The organism is Janthinobacterium sp. GW822-FHT07H10 (assembly GCF_058798675.1).
The window spans coordinates 22,038-36,710 of sequence record NZ_JBXAKS010000004.1 but is presented as its reverse complement, the minus strand read 5'-3'; the positions used below and the strand labels follow the sequence as shown (position 1 = coordinate 36,710).

At 62.9% G+C, this 14,673-nt stretch carries 11 protein-coding genes; 6 read left to right on the top strand and 5 right to left on the bottom strand.

Annotation, left to right across the window (positions count from 1 at the left end):
• Positions 1–44: 44 nt before the first annotated feature.
• From deoA to xapA, 5 genes are all read right to left on the bottom strand, one after another.
• Positions 45–1,367, bottom strand: coding sequence for a thymidine phosphorylase (deoA, locus tag AC1RDJ_RS10850; protein ID WP_493027428.1), 1,323 nt, complete (start codon positions 1,365–1,367; stop codon positions 45–47).
• A gap of 89 nt (positions 1,368–1,456) precedes the next feature.
• A complete protein-coding gene (locus tag AC1RDJ_RS10845) occupies positions 1,457–3,838 on the bottom strand; it encodes an aldehyde dehydrogenase family protein (RefSeq protein ID WP_493027427.1) in 2,382 nt (793 codons plus the stop codon).
• 12 nt (positions 3,839–3,850) lie between these two features.
• Positions 3,851–4,810 (bottom strand): deoxyribose-phosphate aldolase, encoded by a 960-nt coding sequence (gene deoC, locus AC1RDJ_RS10840; RefSeq protein WP_071325216.1) that lies wholly within the window; start codon positions 4,808–4,810, stop codon positions 3,851–3,853.
• The gene (locus AC1RDJ_RS10835) at positions 4,807–6,000 is read right to left on the bottom strand and encodes a phosphopentomutase (protein ID WP_131374317.1); all 1,194 of its coding nucleotides are present in this window, start codon (positions 5,998–6,000) and stop codon (positions 4,807–4,809) included. Before AC1RDJ_RS10835 ends, deoC begins: the two co-directional genes overlap by 4 nt.
• Before the next feature lie 107 nt (positions 6,001–6,107).
• Positions 6,108–6,947, bottom strand: a complete 840-nt coding sequence (gene xapA, locus AC1RDJ_RS10830; protein WP_071325218.1) for a xanthosine phosphorylase — start codon at positions 6,945–6,947, stop codon at positions 6,108–6,110.
• Positions 6,948–7,396: 449 nt separating this feature from the next.
• Between xapA and AC1RDJ_RS10825 the strand changes: the two genes are divergently transcribed.
• From AC1RDJ_RS10825 to AC1RDJ_RS10800, 6 genes are all read left to right on the top strand, one after another.
• The gene (locus tag AC1RDJ_RS10825; protein ID WP_071325219.1) at positions 7,397–8,566 is read left to right on the top strand and encodes a carbohydrate kinase; all 1,170 of its coding nucleotides are present in this window, start codon (positions 7,397–7,399) and stop codon (positions 8,564–8,566) included.
• 3 nt (positions 8,567–8,569) lie between these two features.
• Positions 8,570–9,499 carry a pseudouridine-5'-phosphate glycosidase gene (locus tag AC1RDJ_RS10820; RefSeq protein WP_493027426.1) on the top strand — a complete coding sequence of 310 codons (930 nt, stop codon included), beginning with the start codon at positions 8,570–8,572 and terminating at the stop codon, positions 9,497–9,499.
• 85 nt (positions 9,500–9,584) lie between these two features.
• Positions 9,585–10,487: a LysR family transcriptional regulator gene (locus AC1RDJ_RS10815; protein ID WP_071325221.1), complete on the top strand. Its 903-nt coding sequence runs from the start codon at positions 9,585–9,587 to the stop codon at positions 10,485–10,487.
• A gap of 500 nt (positions 10,488–10,987) precedes the next feature.
• The gene (locus AC1RDJ_RS10810; protein WP_475414084.1) at positions 10,988–11,983 is read left to right on the top strand and encodes a BMP family lipoprotein; all 996 of its coding nucleotides are present in this window, start codon (positions 10,988–10,990) and stop codon (positions 11,981–11,983) included.
• Positions 11,984–12,064: 81 nt separating this feature from the next.
• Positions 12,065–13,594: an ABC transporter ATP-binding protein gene (locus AC1RDJ_RS10805; protein WP_493027425.1), complete on the top strand. Its 1,530-nt coding sequence runs from the start codon at positions 12,065–12,067 to the stop codon at positions 13,592–13,594.
• Positions 13,591–14,670, top strand: a complete 1,080-nt coding sequence (locus tag AC1RDJ_RS10800; RefSeq protein WP_493027424.1) for an ABC transporter permease — start codon at positions 13,591–13,593, stop codon at positions 14,668–14,670. Before AC1RDJ_RS10805 ends, AC1RDJ_RS10800 begins: the two co-directional genes overlap by 4 nt.
• Positions 14,671–14,673: the final 3 nt, after the last annotated feature.

Sequence of the window (14,673 nt, the reverse complement as noted above, 5' to 3'; positions counted from 1 at the left end):
CCCGCAGGGTACGACCCCGGCCTCTGCTTTTGGGCTAAAAATAGTTACGGTCGAATGGTACGGTAAATCACGGGATTGGCCGCCAGCGCGACCGCGCTGATGGCATACGCTTCCTGGATTTCCCTGACGGCTTGCCGCGCCGCCGCTTCCGTGCGCGCGTGCACCATGGCCAGCGGCTGGCCTACGGACACTTGCTCGCCCAGGCCGACGAGGTCCGTCAGGCCGACGGCAAAGTCGATGCTGTCGCTCGGACGGCGGCGGCCGCCACCGAGGGCCACCACGGCCAGGCCGATAGCGCGGCAATCGCGCACATTGGCGTAACCGGCGGACAGCGCCGGCGCCGGCACGATGAACGGTGCTTTTTCCAGGTGCTTGTCCGGGTTCTCGACCAGGTCGGCCGGGCCGCCCAGGGCCGACACCATGCGCGAGAAGCGCTCGGCCGCCTCGCCCGAATCGAGCGCCGCCATCAGCTTGACGCGCGCCTCTTCTTCGGTGGCGGCCAGGCCGCCCAGCACCAGCATTTCGGCACACAGCGCCAAGGTCACTTCATGCAGGCGCGCGGGACGCGAACGGCCCGTCAGGTAATCCATGGCGCCGCGCACTTCGAGCGCATTGCCGGCATATGGCGCCAGCGACTCGTTCATGTCCGTCAGGATGGCCGATGTCTGCATGCCCGCGCCATTGCCGACGGCGACGATGCTCTCGGCCAGCTCCACCGACTTGTCGTAGGTCGGCATGAAGGCGCCCGTGCCCACTTTGACGTCCATCACCAGCGCGTCCAGGCCAGCCGACAGCTTCTTCGACAGGATGGAGCCGGTGATCATGGCCACCGATTCCACCGTGGCGGTGACGTCGCGGATGCTGTAGAAACGCTTGTCGGCCGGCGCCAGCTGCGCCGTCTGGCCGATGATGGCCACGCCGATCTCCTGCACCACCTTGCGGAACAGTTCATTGTCCGGCACCGTGCAATAGCCCGGGATGGCATCGAACTTGTCCAGCGTGCCGCCCGTGTGCCCCAGGCCGCGGCCCGAGATCATCGGCACGTAGCCGCCGCAAGCGGCGACCATGGGTCCCAGCAGCAGGGAAACCACGTCGCCCACGCCGCCCGTCGAATGCTTGTCGACGATGGGGCCAGGCAGGTTCAGCGAACGCCAGTCCAGCACGTGTCCGGAATCGCGCATGGCCAGGGTGAACGCCACGCGTTCGTCCATGTTCATGTCGTTGAAATAGACGGCCATGCCCAGCGCCGCGATCTGGCCTTCGCTGACGCTGCCGTCAGTGATGCCGCGCACGAAAAACTGGATCTCCTCTGCACTCAGAACACCCTTGTCGCGCTTCTTGCGAATGATTTCTTGGGTTAAAAACATGGGATAACTCCAATAAATGAATGACTTAGGGGCCGCACCCCGATCGCCTTTGCGATGGAGTTGCGGCCCCGGCGGTGCGGTTATTTACATTAGACGCCGTAAGGTATCCACACGTTTTTCACTTGCGACGCATGCGCCAGCACGGCGCGGCCGCCGCTTTGCGCGGCGCTGTACCAGTCGCGGCCTTTGGCGCCGCCGACCCAGGTGCGTTTCAGGGTGGCAGCCGACAGGCGCTCGACTTCCGCGCAGCCTTCGGCGGATCCGTCATGGCGCCAGACGGCGTCGATGTCGGCGTGCGTGGCCAGCGTGCGCGCCAGTTCATCGGCGTTGCCGCTGATGATGTTGACGACGCCGCCCGGCAGGTCGGACGTATCGAAGACCTGGTACAGGTCCAGCGCGGACAGCGGATGCGCTTCGGACGGCACCACCACCACGCGGTTGCCCAGCGCGATGGCCGGCGCCACCAGCGAAATGAAGCCCAGCAAAGGCGCTTCGTTCGGGCAGACGATGCCGATCACGCCGACCGCTTCGTTGAGCGCCACGGTGATGCCCTTCGTCGGCGGCTGGTGCGCCAGGCCGTCGTACTTGTCGGCCCAGGCCGCGTAGTAGAACAGGCGTTCGATAGAAGCCTGTACTTCCTTCTCCGGGTTTTTACTGCCCGTCATGGCGGCAATGCGGGCGGCAAATTCATCGGCGCGCGCCGCCAGGTTCTCGGCGATGTAGTACAGCACTTGCGCGCGGTTGTGCGCCGTGGCGCCGGTCCAGCCGGACGCTTTATGGGCCGCTTCGACGGCGTTGCGGATGTCCTTGCGGCTGCCCACGCCCACTTCGGCCAGCAGGGCGCCGTTCGCGCCGAACACTGGCGCGCTGTAGGCGCTGTCAGGACGCGCCTGTTTGCCGCCGATGTACATCTTGGCCGTGCGGTCGATGGCGAACGGGTCGGCTGCTGCCGGTTTCGCATTCCCTTTGGCCTTCGCTTCGGCCACCGGCAAGGCCGGACGCGCATCTTCGGCCAGGGCCGTCATGTACTCCAGCATGCCTTCGCGGCCGCCTTCGCGGCCAAAGCCCGATTCGCGGTAGCCGCCGAAGCCGCAGGCCGCGTCGAACTGGTTGGCGCTGTTGATCCACACCACGCCGGCCTTGATGGCGGGAGCGATGTCCAGCGCCAGGCTGATCGACTCGGTCCACACGCTGGCGGCCAGGCCGTACACCGTGTTGTTCGCCAGCTGCACCGCTTCGGGCGGCGTGCGGAAGCTCATGGCCACCAGCACGGGGCCGAAGATTTCAGCCTGCGCCACGGCGGCCGAGGTCGACGCGCCCGTGATCAGCGTCGGCGGGAACCACGAGCCGTCCGCCGGCAGTTCGCACGCCGGCTGCCAGACGTCGCAGCCTTCGGCGCGGGCCGAATCGACCAGCGCGGCGATGCGCTGGCGCTGCACGGGGTCGACCAGCGCGCCCACGTCCATCGATTTGTCGAGTGGCGAACCGAGACGCAGGTTTTCCATGCGTGCGCGCACCTTGTTCAGGAAGCGCTCCTGGACCGATTCCTGCACCAGCAGGCGCGAACCGGCGCAGCACACCTGCCCCTGGTTGAACCAGATCGAATCGACCAGGCCTTCCACGGCGCCGTCGAGGTCCGCGTCTTCGAAGACGATGAACGGCGACTTGCCGCCCAGTTCCAGTGACAGCTTCTTGCCGCTGCCGGCCGTCGCCTCGCGGATCAGACGGCCCACTTCGGTCGACCCCGTAAACGCGATCTTGTCGACGCCGGAATGGTTGACGATGGCAGAACCCACGCGGCCGTCGCCGGTGACGATATTGACCACGCCGGCCGGCACGCCCGCCTGCACGCACAGTTCGGCGAACAGCATGGCGGTCAAGGACGTGAATTCGGCCGGCTTGAAGACGACCGTGTTACCGGCCGCCAGGGCCGGGGCGATTTTCCACGACAGCATCAGCAGGGGGAAATTCCACGGCACGATCTGGCCCACCACGCCCACGGCGCGGTAGTCGGCGAATTCCTCCGACTGCAGCTGCGCCCAGCCGGCGTGATGGTAGAAGTGGCGCGCGGCCAGCGGCAGGTCGATATCGCGCGTTTCGCGGATGGTCTTGCCGTTGTCCAGGGTTTCGAGCACGGCGAACAGGCGCGAATGCTTTTGCAGCAGGCGGGCCAGCGCGTACATGACCTTGGCGCGGCCATGGCCGCCCATGCCTTGCCATACGGGCAGCGCGCGGCGCGCCGCGTCCACGGCCCGTTCGACGTCCTGGTCGGTGGCTTGCGTCAGCTCGGCCAGCTGCACGCCGTCGGCCGGATTGGTCGAGGCGAACAGCTCGGCCGGCTCGCTCCACGCATTGTCGATGAACAGGCCGAACTTGCGCTGATGGCCGTCGAGCCACGCCTGCGCTTCTTTTTGACTTTCGGGAGCAGGGCCGTAGTCCATAGTAGTGAGAATCTCGTTAATTGTTGGCATGACGATTGTTCTTTAAGGTTGTGCGTGACGATGATTGGCCGAGTAGCTGCCGGTGACGTAGTGCTCGAGCTGGCGCTCGATGTCGGTCAGCAGGCTGGAAGCGCCGATGCGGAACAGGTGCGGCTGCAGCCATTCGTTGCCCAGTTCTTCCTTCATCAGCGTCAGGTATTGCAGCGCGCTCTTGGCCGAGCTGACGCCGCCGGCGGGCTTGAAGCCCACCTGGAAGCCCGTCTGCTCGTGGTATTCGCGGATCGTGCGCACCATCGTCAGGGCCACGGGAATGGTGGCGTTCACGCCTTCCTTGCCGGTGGACGTCTTGATGAAATCGGCGCCCGCCATCATGCAGACCCACGAGGCCTTGGCCACGTTTTCCATCGTCAGCAAATCGCCCGTGGCGAGAATCGCCTTCACGTGCGCTTCGCCGCACGCCTTGCGGTAGGCCAGCATTTCGTCGTACAGCACTTGCCAGTTGCCGTTCAGGACGTGCTGGCGCGTGATGACGATGTCGATTTCCGAGGCGCCGGCGGCGACCGACAGTTCGATCTCGCGCAGCTTCGTTTCCATGCTCGTCAGGCCGGCCGGGAAACCCGTCGACACGGCGGCGATGGGCAGGCGGCCCTGGATGACTTTCACGGCTGGCTGGATCATCTCGTGGTACACGCACACGGCGCCGGTGCTCAGTTGCGTCAGGCCCAGTGCATCCATCAGGTCGGCGCGCAGCGGACGCATGGCCTTCATGCACAGGCGCTCCACGCGGCCCGGCGTATCGTCGCCGCCCAGGGTGGTCAGGTCGATCATCTGGATGGCTTTCACCAGCCAGGCGGCCTGGTATTCCTTTTTCACCGTACGGCGGTTCGCCAGGCTGGCGGCGCGGCGATCGGTGGCGGCGCGGTTGACGCGGATCTGGTTGATCCAGCCCAGGTCGAGGCCGACCGCCTCGTTACGCTTGAAGTCGGGGTGCATGAGTGTCATAACAAGCTGGTTCCATTAGCAAGTGGTGGTACGCCAAGGTGCTTGGCGAGGGTTTGGCCAATATCGGAGAAGGTCTCGGAAATGCCCAGCGCGCGCGGGGCGACGCCAGGACCGAAGAAGATCATCGGAATATGTTCGCGGGTGTGGTCGGAGCCGTGCCAGGTCGGGTCGCAGCCATGGTCGGCGGTAATCACGACCAGGTCGCCCTCCTTCAGCTTGGCCATGAATTCCGGCAGGCGCGCGTCCATTTCGCGCAGCGCATCGGCATAGCCCTCGACATTGCGACGGTGGCCGAAGGCCTGGTCGAAATCGACGAAGTTCACAAAAGTGAGCGACTTGTCCTGCACTTCATCGGCCGTTTTCAGCAGCGCCTCGAACAGGGCCATGTTGTCGACGCCCTTGACGACGCGCGAGATGCCCTGGGTGGCGAAAATGTCGCTGATCTTGCCCAGGCCGACGACTTCGCCGCCCGCGTTTTTCACGTGGTCGAGCAGGGTCGGTGCCGGCGGCGCGACGGCGTAGTCATGGCGATTCGAGGTGCGCGTATAGTTGCCATTGCTGCCGGTAAACGGGCGGGCGATGACGCGGCCGATGTTGTACGGCTCGACCAGCTTGAAGGCCATTTCGCACACTGCGTACAGGCGCTCGAGGCCGAACGATTCTTCGTGCGCGGCGATCTGCATCACCGAGTCGCCCGAGGTGTAGATGATCAGCTTGCCCGTGGCGACGTGCTCGTCGCCATGCTTGTTGATGATGTCCGTGCCCGAGGCATGGCAGTCGCCGAGGAAGCCGGGCACGCCCGACATGGCCTTGAGCTTGTCGGTCAGGTCGGCCGGAAACGATGGCGTCGTGCGGGGGAAGTAGCCCCAGTCGAATTCGACGGGCACGCCGGCGATTTCCCAGTGGCCGCTCTGCGTGTCCTTGCCGGTGGAGCGCTCGCGCGCCGCACCGTAGGCGCCGGTAAAACCGTCGCGCTGGTCGAAGCCCGTGGCCCATTCGCCGCTGGCCAGGTGGGCGGCGGCGCCCAGGCCCAGGCGTTCCATATTCGGGAGTTTCAAGGTCTTGCCGCTTTTGGCGACAGTGCTGGCAATATGGCCAAAGGTATTGGCACCTGCGTCGCCATACTTGGCGGCGTCTGGCGTCGCGCCAAGGCCGAAGGAATCAAGCAGGAGGATAAATGCGCGTGACATGATAAGGCTCGCTTTGTGGATGATGCGGACAGTGTAGGCCGGTTTTTCCCGGCCTGCCGCGCGGCAGCGCCGCTGGTTGGCGCGCCGCTACTGCATAAAAGAAGTGCTTAGGCTTGCGGTTTTTCAGCGACTTTGGAGAGGAAAGCCAGGATCAGCTTGACCAGGTCTTTCGCGCCGATGGCCGCGTATTTCAGGGTTTGCTCGTGCGACAGGGCGAATGGCGACATGCCTTCCGCCAGGTTGGTGATGACGGACACGCCCACCACTTTCAGGTCGCAATGACGGGCCGACACCACTTCCGGCACCACCGACATGCCGACCGTGTCGGCGCCCAGGCGGGCCATCATGCGGATTTCCGCAGCCGTCTCGAAGTTCGGGCCCGGGTAGGCGACGAACACGCCTTCGTGCAGGGTGATGCCGTTCGACGCAGCCGTTTCCTTGACCAGGTTGCGCAAGTCCGCATCGTAGGCGTTGGCCATGCTGAAGAAGCGCGGACCGAAGCGGTCGTCGTTCGGGCCGACCATCGGCGTGCCTGGCAGCAGGTTGATGTGATCGCTGATGGCTACCAGGCTGCCGGCGTCCACTTCAGGGCGCAGGGAACCGGCCGCATTCGTCACGAAGAGCATTTCGCAGCCCAGCAGCTTCAGGGTGCGGATGGCGCTCGTCATCACGCCCATGCCATAGCCTTCGTAGAAGTGGCCACGGCCCTTCATGCAGACGACGGCGACGCCCGACAGGGTGCCGACCACCAGCTCGCCCGCATGGCCGTGCACGGTGCTGATCGGGAAACCCGGCAATTCGTCAAAGCTGATGCTGACGGCGTCCGTCATCTGCTCGGCCAGTACGCCCAGGCCGGAGCCGAGGATCATCGCCACGCGCGGCTTGAAATTTTCAGGGGCGCGGGCACGGATGATTTCGGCGGCGTGGAAAGGGGCGTTGTTCGACATGGTTATCCTCTGAGTGACTAATTAATGATGGTTGCTGCCTGCGCGGCAGTACAAGGCAAGGTGCTGCGGCCCAGGTATCGGGTATGTATATGGTGTTACCGGTATATCGAATTGCGTATTGCCAACGAGCTTATCCCAGCAGATGAAGACATCCCTGCCGGCGCTCCCTACCGGGATAACCTCTATTTGCCGCCACTATGCATCAAACGGAATATGTATGGCAAATACCATTTTTCTTGCCTATTTATACAATTCAAATATAAATGGCCGATATTATAGTCGAGACAAGCACTCGCCTGCCAGCCGCGTCGACGCCCTTGCAATGCCCGGAAAATGCCTGCATACAAGCTCCATACGACCACGTTTCACGAACGGTGGACATGCGCTTGACACCGGACAGACAAATGTTTACAGTTTCGGACAAATGTTTAAACCTTTTGCGAAACCCCGTGACCGATACCAATAAAAAAGACCAGCTGTACACGCTGATCCGCAACAATCCCTTCATCTCGCAGCAGGACCTGGCGAGCGAGCTGGGCTTATCGCGCTCGGCCGTCGCCGGCCATATCGCCGGACTGATCCGTGAACGCCGGCTGCTGGGACGCGCCTATGTGCTGCCCGACAGCCGCCCCGTGCTGTGCATAGGCGCCGCCAACCTCGACCGCAAGATGCGTACCCTGGCCACCTTGCAGATGGGCACATCGAACCCTGTCAGCTCGGAAGAGGTGTTTGGCGGCGTGGGCCGCAACATCGCGGAAAACCTGGCCCGATTGTCGATCCCCGTGGCCTTGCTGACGGCGCTGGGCGACGACGCGGCCGGCCACGCCCTGCAGACGCATGCGGAAGACGCCGGCATCGACATGCGCGGCAGTTTGCATTTAAGCAATACCAGCAGCGGCACCTACACGGCCGTGCTGGACGAACATGGCGAAATGCTGCTGGCAATGGCCAACATGCAACTGTATGAACAGCTGACCCCCGCCTTCCTGCACAGCCGCCAGCCGCAGCGCGCGGCCGCCGCGCTCACCGTGTGCGACCTGAACCTGGGCCACGACAGCGTGCAGGCGCTCCTGGCCGATGCGCGCCAGGATGACAGCCAGGGCCGCAGCCCGGCTGCGCCGCTGGTCATCGTCGCCGTCTCGCAGCCGAAGATGGCGCACCTGCCGCAAGACCTGACGGGCTTGCACCTGCTGATCCTGAACCGGGGCGAACTGGAAACGCGCGTGGCGCGGGCCTTGCCGACGGCAGCCGACCTGCGCGCCGCCTGCCGCGACGTGCAGCGCCAGGGTGCGCGCCAGGTGATCGTCACCTGCGGCGGCGAAGGCGTGTACTTCACGGATGGCGACAGCCTGGACGCGCCGATCCTGCACCTGGCCGCGCGCGAAGTGGCCGCCGTCGACGTGACGGGCGCCGGCGACGCGTTTTCCGCCGCCGTCTGCTGGTCGCTGTACCACGACAGCGGCGACCTGAAGCTGGCGTGCCGGCGCGGCCTGAAGCTGGCCGCCATGACCCTTGAATCCGATGCCACCGTATCGCCGCTGATTTCGGCCGGCGCGCTCGACGATATCGACGATGCCGACCTGGCGCCGCCCCCTCCTACCCTCTTTCAACAGGACTGAAACATGACTCAATTGAATAGCTTCCTCTCGTTCTCGCAAGAAGTACTCGACGCGCGCGCCGCCGGCAAGGCCATCGTGGCGCTGGAATCGACCATCATTTCGCACGGCATGCCGTATCCGCAAAACGTGGAAATGGCGCGCGAAGTGGAACAGATCATCCGCGACGGCGGCGCCGTGCCGGCCACCATCGCCATCATCGACGGCAAGATCTGCGTCGGCCTGTCGCCCGAGCAGCTGGAATTGCTGGGCACCTCGCCCGACGCCATGAAGGTCAGCCGCCGCGACCTGCCGTTCGTCCTGTCGCAGGGCAAACTGGGCGCCACCACCGTGGCCGCCACCATGATCTGCGCGGAACTGGCCGGCATTGCCGTGTTCGTCACGGGCGGCATCGGCGGCGTGCACCGCGGCGCCGAAACAAGCTTCGACATTTCCGCCGACTTGCAGGAACTGGCGCAAACGTCCGTCGCCGTCGTCTGCGCGGGCGTGAAATCCATCCTCGACATCGGCCTGACCCTGGAATACCTGGAAACCCACGGCGTGCCCGTCATCAGCGTGGGCCAGGAAGGGTTTCCTGCCTTCTTCACGCGCGAAAGCGGCTACAAGGCCGATTTCCGCCTCGACACGCCAGCCGAACAGGCGGCCTTCATCGGCACCAAGTGGCAGCTGGGCCTGAAAGGCGGCGTGATCGTCAGCAATCCCGTGCCGGCCGCGCAGGCGATGCCGAAAGAGGAAATCGACGCGATCACCACGCAGGCACTGCAGGAAGCGGACGCGGGCGGCGTGAAGGGCAAGCAGGTCACGCCATTCCTGTTGTCGCGCATCAAGCAGCTGACGGACGGCCGCAGCCTGGCAACGAATATCGCCCTCGTCAAGCACAATGCCCAGGTCGGCACGGCACTAGCCATTGCCATGCAGGCAGTGGTGGCACGATAATAGGACTGCTGTAAAGAAAGCGCGCGCGCCTTTACCGGTCCGCGCGCCGTTCCATCGCCAAGCACCGCGCAACGCCAAGGAAAGCATGTCCATCGATCTGAAACAGTTAAAGTATTTTCTTGCCGTCGCCGAGGAGAAAAGCTTCAGCCGCGCCGCCGAGCGCCTGCATATCTCGCAGCCGCCCCTGAGCCAGCAGATCATGAAACTGGAAAGCGAACTGGGCGTGCGCCTGTTTGCGCGCACCACGCGCACCTTCGAGCTGACCGTGGCGGGCAAGGCGCTGATGAACGAGGCGGCCGACCTGCTGGCGAAGATGCGCATGACCATCGACACCATCCGCCAGATCGACCGCGGCGAAGTGGGCCGCTTGCGCGTGGGCATCGTCGGCTCGGCCATGTGGGGCCCCATTCCCAGCCTGCTGGAAGAATTCCAGACCAAATTTCCCCGCGTCACCTGGACCATCCACGAATTCGGCCCGACAGTGCAATACGAGGCGCTGCGCGCCAAGCAGATCGACGTAGGCTTCTGGCGCGAACCCAAGCTCAACGATGACGACTTGCGCCACGACAACCTGCGCCAGGAACTGTGCTTCCGCGAAAACGTGTGCGTGGCCGTCAACGAACACCATCCGCTGGCCAAGAACACGGCGATCGAACTGATCGACATCGCCCACGAACCGATGCTGACCCTCAACCTGGACAAGTCCGCCTTTCCCCGCTACCTGGTGCAATGCTGCGTGAATGCCGGCTTCGAACCGGTGATCTTCCAGGAAGCGAGCGAACCGCAAACCCTGCTGGCCATGGTCGGTGCCGGACTGGGCGTGACCCTGGTGCCGGAAACGACGAGCCGCATCGGCTGGCCCGGCGTCGTGTTTCTGCCGATCAAGACCAATCCGCCATCGGCCAACCTGTATATCAGCTACACCACGCTCGACGACGCTCCTGTCGTGCGGGCCTTCCTGAACATACTCAATCCCCCAGCCGCCTGAAAACGCGAACAAAACCCGCTGCGCGTCGCGGGTCGCGGCCTCCGATGCTCACGGTGCTCACGCACAGTTCCGCTTCCCGCGCCGCAGGCTACGGTTTTGTCATGCGTTCTTAAAAGCTATTTATATGTGATTCATATAAATACATAAACAAAAACGTATTTGTCATACATATCTGGCATGATGCATAGTGATTCGGACGCACATCGCGGCGCCCTCACTGTGCTTGCCTTGCCCGTCATGCGCTTCTGCTGACGCTGCATTCCTGCCAGTCCTGGCGCCCCCATTCGATGTTGTAAATATAAAAGAGACGCGGCGCGACTGTTGCATGATCAGCACAGCATGGCCACAAAAGCATCGGGGAGCAGCAATGTTCTTGTGCTATACAGTGCAATGTTGATAAGGAACCATCTCCTCATGCATGAAAAACAGGCTAAATCGGCCCCAAATTATATGTTTCACCTATAAAAAATATACAATATCGATCTTCCAGGAGCCAATTCATGAAACTTACACAATTTAGTTTGACGATCGCAGCCGTATTTCTGACTGCTCAAGCGTCCGCGGCTACCCCAAAACTGGGTGTCGTGTATGACGCGGGCGGCAAGTTCGACAAGTCGTTCAACCAATCCGCTTTCGAAGGCGCATCGCGCTTCAAAAAAGACACGGGCATTTCCTTCATCGAAGTGCAGGCATCGAGCGATACGCAGGCCGAGCAAGTCATGCGTGGCCTGGCCCGCAAGAAACTCGACATGATCGCCGCCATCGGCTTTGCGCAAACGCAAGCCGTGCAAAAGGTCGCCAAGGAGTTTCCGAACGTGAAATTCGTGCTGATCGACGGCCAGGCCGCCGGCAGCAACGTCAATTCCGTCGTCTTCAAGGAAGAAGAAGGCTCCTACCTGGTGGGCGTGGCCGCGGCCATGGCCAGCAAGAGCAAGAAAGTCGGCTTCATCGGCGGCATCGATATTCCCCTGATCCGCAACTTCGCCTGCGGCTACGCGCAAGGCGTCAAGGCCGTGAACGCGAAGGCGGAAATCACGCAAAACATGGTCGGCACCACGTCCGGCGCCTGGAATGACCCGGCCAAGGGTGGCGAACTGGCCCGCTCGCAATTCGAGCGCGGCGTCGATGTCGTCTTCGCCGTCGCTGGCGGCAGCGGCATGGGCACCCTGCAGATGGCCAAGGAAAAAGGCAAGCTGGCGATCGGCGTCGATTCGAACCAGAACCACCTGTATCCAGGCAGCATCCTGACCTCGATGGTCAAGCGCGTCGACAACACGGTCTACGACAGCTTCATGCAAGTCAAGAACGGCACCTGGAAGGGCGGCGTCAGCTATAAAGGCTTGAAAGAAGGCGGCGTGGACTGGGCGCTCGACGCCAACAACCGCAAGCTGATCACGCCGGAAATCGAGAAGCGCGTGTTGGGTGCGCGTAAGGACATTATCGATGGCAAGATCAAAGTGATCGATTACCGCGTCGGCAGCAGCTGCCCGGTTTAATTTTTCTCCGTATCTTTTAGCGCGCCGCCGGGGCCAGTCTCCGCGCGGCGCGTTTCCATGAAACTATCCAGTTATGAACCTATGCAGCCAGCAGTAGAATTTCGCAGCATTTCCAAGCAATTTGGACATGTGAAGGCGAACGCCGACGTCAGCTTCTCCATCGCCAAGGGCAGTATCCATGGCCTGGTGGGGGAAAACGGCGCCGGCAAATCGACCTTGATGAGCATCCTGTACGGGTATTACCGTGCCGACGGCGGAGAAATCTTGCTTGACGGAAAAGTACAGCCTATCCGCAACAGCCAGGAAGCGATCAATCTCGGCATTGGCATGGTGCACCAGCATTTCATGCTGGTCGAGAACTTCACCGTCCTCGACAATATCATGCTGGGCACGGAAGGCGGTTTTCGTTTGGCCAGCCACCGCGCCGAAGCGGAAGCCCAGCTGCGCGACATTTGCGCGCGCTACCGCCTCGACGTCGACCCGCTGGCGAAGATCGAGGACCTGTCCGTGGGCGCGCAGCAGCGCGTGGAAATCCTCAAGCAGATTTACCGCAGCGCCAATATCCTGATCCTCGACGAGCCGACGGCCGTGCTGACGGCGCAGGAAACGGCGTCGCTGTTTGAAATCCTGCGCCTGTTCAAGGAACAGGGCAAGACCATCATCCTGATCACGCACAAGCTGCAAGAGATCCTGGAAATCACCGACAACGTCACCGTCATGCGCGGCGGCACGGTGGTGGGCGCCGTGGCGACAAACGGCACCTCGAAAGAGGAACTGGCCAACATGATGGTGGGCCGCCCCATCCAGAGCCATCTGCCGCGCGCGCCGTACAATCCGGGCGCCACGGTGCTGGAAGTCGACGGCCTGCAACTGGCCGACGAGCAACAGGTCAAATTGCTGGCCGACATAGGCTTCAATTTGCGCGCCGGCGAAATCGTCGCCATCGCGGGCGTGTCCGGCAATGGCCAGAGCGAACTGCTGGAAATTCTCTCGGGCATGCGTTTGCCGACCTCGGGCAAGCTGCGCTTCCTCGACAAGGATTTGCCGTTTGGCAAGCGCCACGATGCCGACGGCTTGCCGCTGGCCTTCCGCGAGCTGGGCATCGCCCACATTCCGGAAGACCGCTTGCGCGATGGCGTGGTGAAAAATTTCTCCGTCATGCAGAACACCATCCTCGGCTATCAGGACCGCCTGAAGAACCGCTGGGGCCTGTTCAACTTCAAGGCCATCGGCGCGCGCTGCGCGGAACTGCTGAAGACCTTCGACGTGCGACCGGCCAACCCCGACCTGCGCATCGGCCTGTTGTCGGGCGGTAACCAGCAAAAGGTGGTGATCGCGCGCGAAGTGCTGGCGCAGCCGAAACTGATGCTGGTGGGCCAGCCCACGCGCGGCGTCGACATCGGCACCATCGAGAGCATCCATACGCAATTGCTGGCCCTGCGCGACGCAGGCGTGGCGATCCTGCTGGTGTCGGTCGAACTGGAAGAAGTGCGGGCGCTGGCCGACCGCATTCTCGTCATGTGCGGCGGGCGCATCACCGGCGAACTGAAAATTGAAGAATTCGATACCACCCGCATCGGTCTGTTGATGGGGGGAATGCATAAATCATGAATAACGACTTGCCACGCTGGGCGACAGCCTTTGTCATGCCCATGTTAAACCTGCTGTCGGCCTTGCTGGTCGCGGCACTGGTGATTTATATGCTGGGCGAAGACCCGGCCGAATCGCTGTCCATCCTCGTCAACAGCGCCCTGCTCAATCCGGAAGGCTTGAGCTATACGCTGTTCTACGCCAGTACCTTCATTTTCACGGGCCTGTCGGTCTCCGTGGCGATGCAGGCCGGCCTGTTCAATATCGGCAGCGAAGGCCAGATGTATATCGGCGGCCTGGGCTTGACGGTGGCCATGCTGGCCTTCGACCAGACCCTGCCCGCCTGGCTCCTGATTCCGGCGGCCATGATCGGCGCCGCCCTGTTCGGCGCGCTGTGGGGCTTTTTGCCCGGCTACCTGCAAGCCAGGCGCGGCAGCCATATCGTCGTCACCACCATCATGTTCAACTTCATCGCCGCCAGCCTGATGAACTTCGTGATCGTGAAATACCTGATACCGCCGGGCGAGCAGAACACGGCCAGCCGCGTCTTCGCGGAAAGCGGCGAAATGCCGCGCCTGAACACCTGGTTCCCGTCCTTGGGCGACACGCCGCTGAACGTCAGCTTCCTGCTGGCGATCGCCGCGCTGGTCATCTATGGCGTGATGGTGTGGCGCTCGTCGTGGGGCTTCAAGCTGCGCGCCACAGGCCTCAACAAGCATGCGGCCCACTATGCGGGCGTGTCGATCAGCAAGATGATCATCGTCGTCATGCTGATCTCGGGCGCGCTGGCAGGCTTGGGTTCCGTCAATTCCATCATGGGCTCGACGCATTACCTGTCGCTCAACTTCGTTGGCGGCGCCGGTTTCATCGGCATCGCCATCGCCCTGATGGGCCGCCAGCATCCGGTCGGCATCTTCCTGTCAGCCGTGCTGTTCGGCGCCCTGATCCAGGGTGGCTTCGACTTGTCGCTGGAAAAACCGAATATCCCGACGGAAACCTTCATTTTCATCCAGGGCTTGATCATCCTGTTCTGCGGCGCAATGGAAAACTTCTACGCACCGGCCATTTCCGCCCTGCTCAAGCGCACCAAAGGCTAACAC

Excerpts from the sequence above, each read along its gene's own strand:
- AC1RDJ_RS10820 (WP_493027426.1), top strand. The coding sequence starts at position 8,570 with ATGACTCAATTGAATAGCTTCCTCTCGTTCTCGCAAGAAGTACTCGAC.
- AC1RDJ_RS10845 (WP_493027427.1), bottom strand. The coding sequence starts at position 3,838 with ATGCCAACAATTAACGAGATTCTCACTACTATGGACTACGGCCCTGCT.
- AC1RDJ_RS10815 (WP_071325221.1), top strand. The coding sequence starts at position 9,585 with ATGTCCATCGATCTGAAACAGTTAAAGTATTTTCTTGCCGTCGCCGAG.
- AC1RDJ_RS10835 (WP_131374317.1), bottom strand. The coding sequence starts at position 6,000 with ATGTCACGCGCATTTATCCTCCTGCTTGATTCCTTCGGCCTTGGCGCG.
- AC1RDJ_RS10810 (WP_475414084.1), top strand. The coding sequence starts at position 10,988 with ATGAAACTTACACAATTTAGTTTGACGATCGCAGCCGTATTTCTGACT.
- xapA (WP_071325218.1), bottom strand. The coding sequence starts at position 6,947 with ATGTCGAACAACGCCCCTTTCCACGCCGCCGAAATCATCCGTGCCCGC.
- AC1RDJ_RS10800 (WP_493027424.1), top strand. The coding sequence starts at position 13,591 with ATGAATAACGACTTGCCACGCTGGGCGACAGCCTTTGTCATGCCCATG.
- deoC (WP_071325216.1), bottom strand. The coding sequence starts at position 4,810 with ATGACACTCATGCACCCCGACTTCAAGCGTAACGAGGCGGTCGGCCTC.
- AC1RDJ_RS10805 (WP_493027425.1), top strand. The coding sequence starts at position 12,065 with ATGCAGCCAGCAGTAGAATTTCGCAGCATTTCCAAGCAATTTGGACAT.
- deoA (WP_493027428.1), bottom strand. The coding sequence starts at position 1,367 with ATGTTTTTAACCCAAGAAATCATTCGCAAGAAGCGCGACAAGGGTGTT.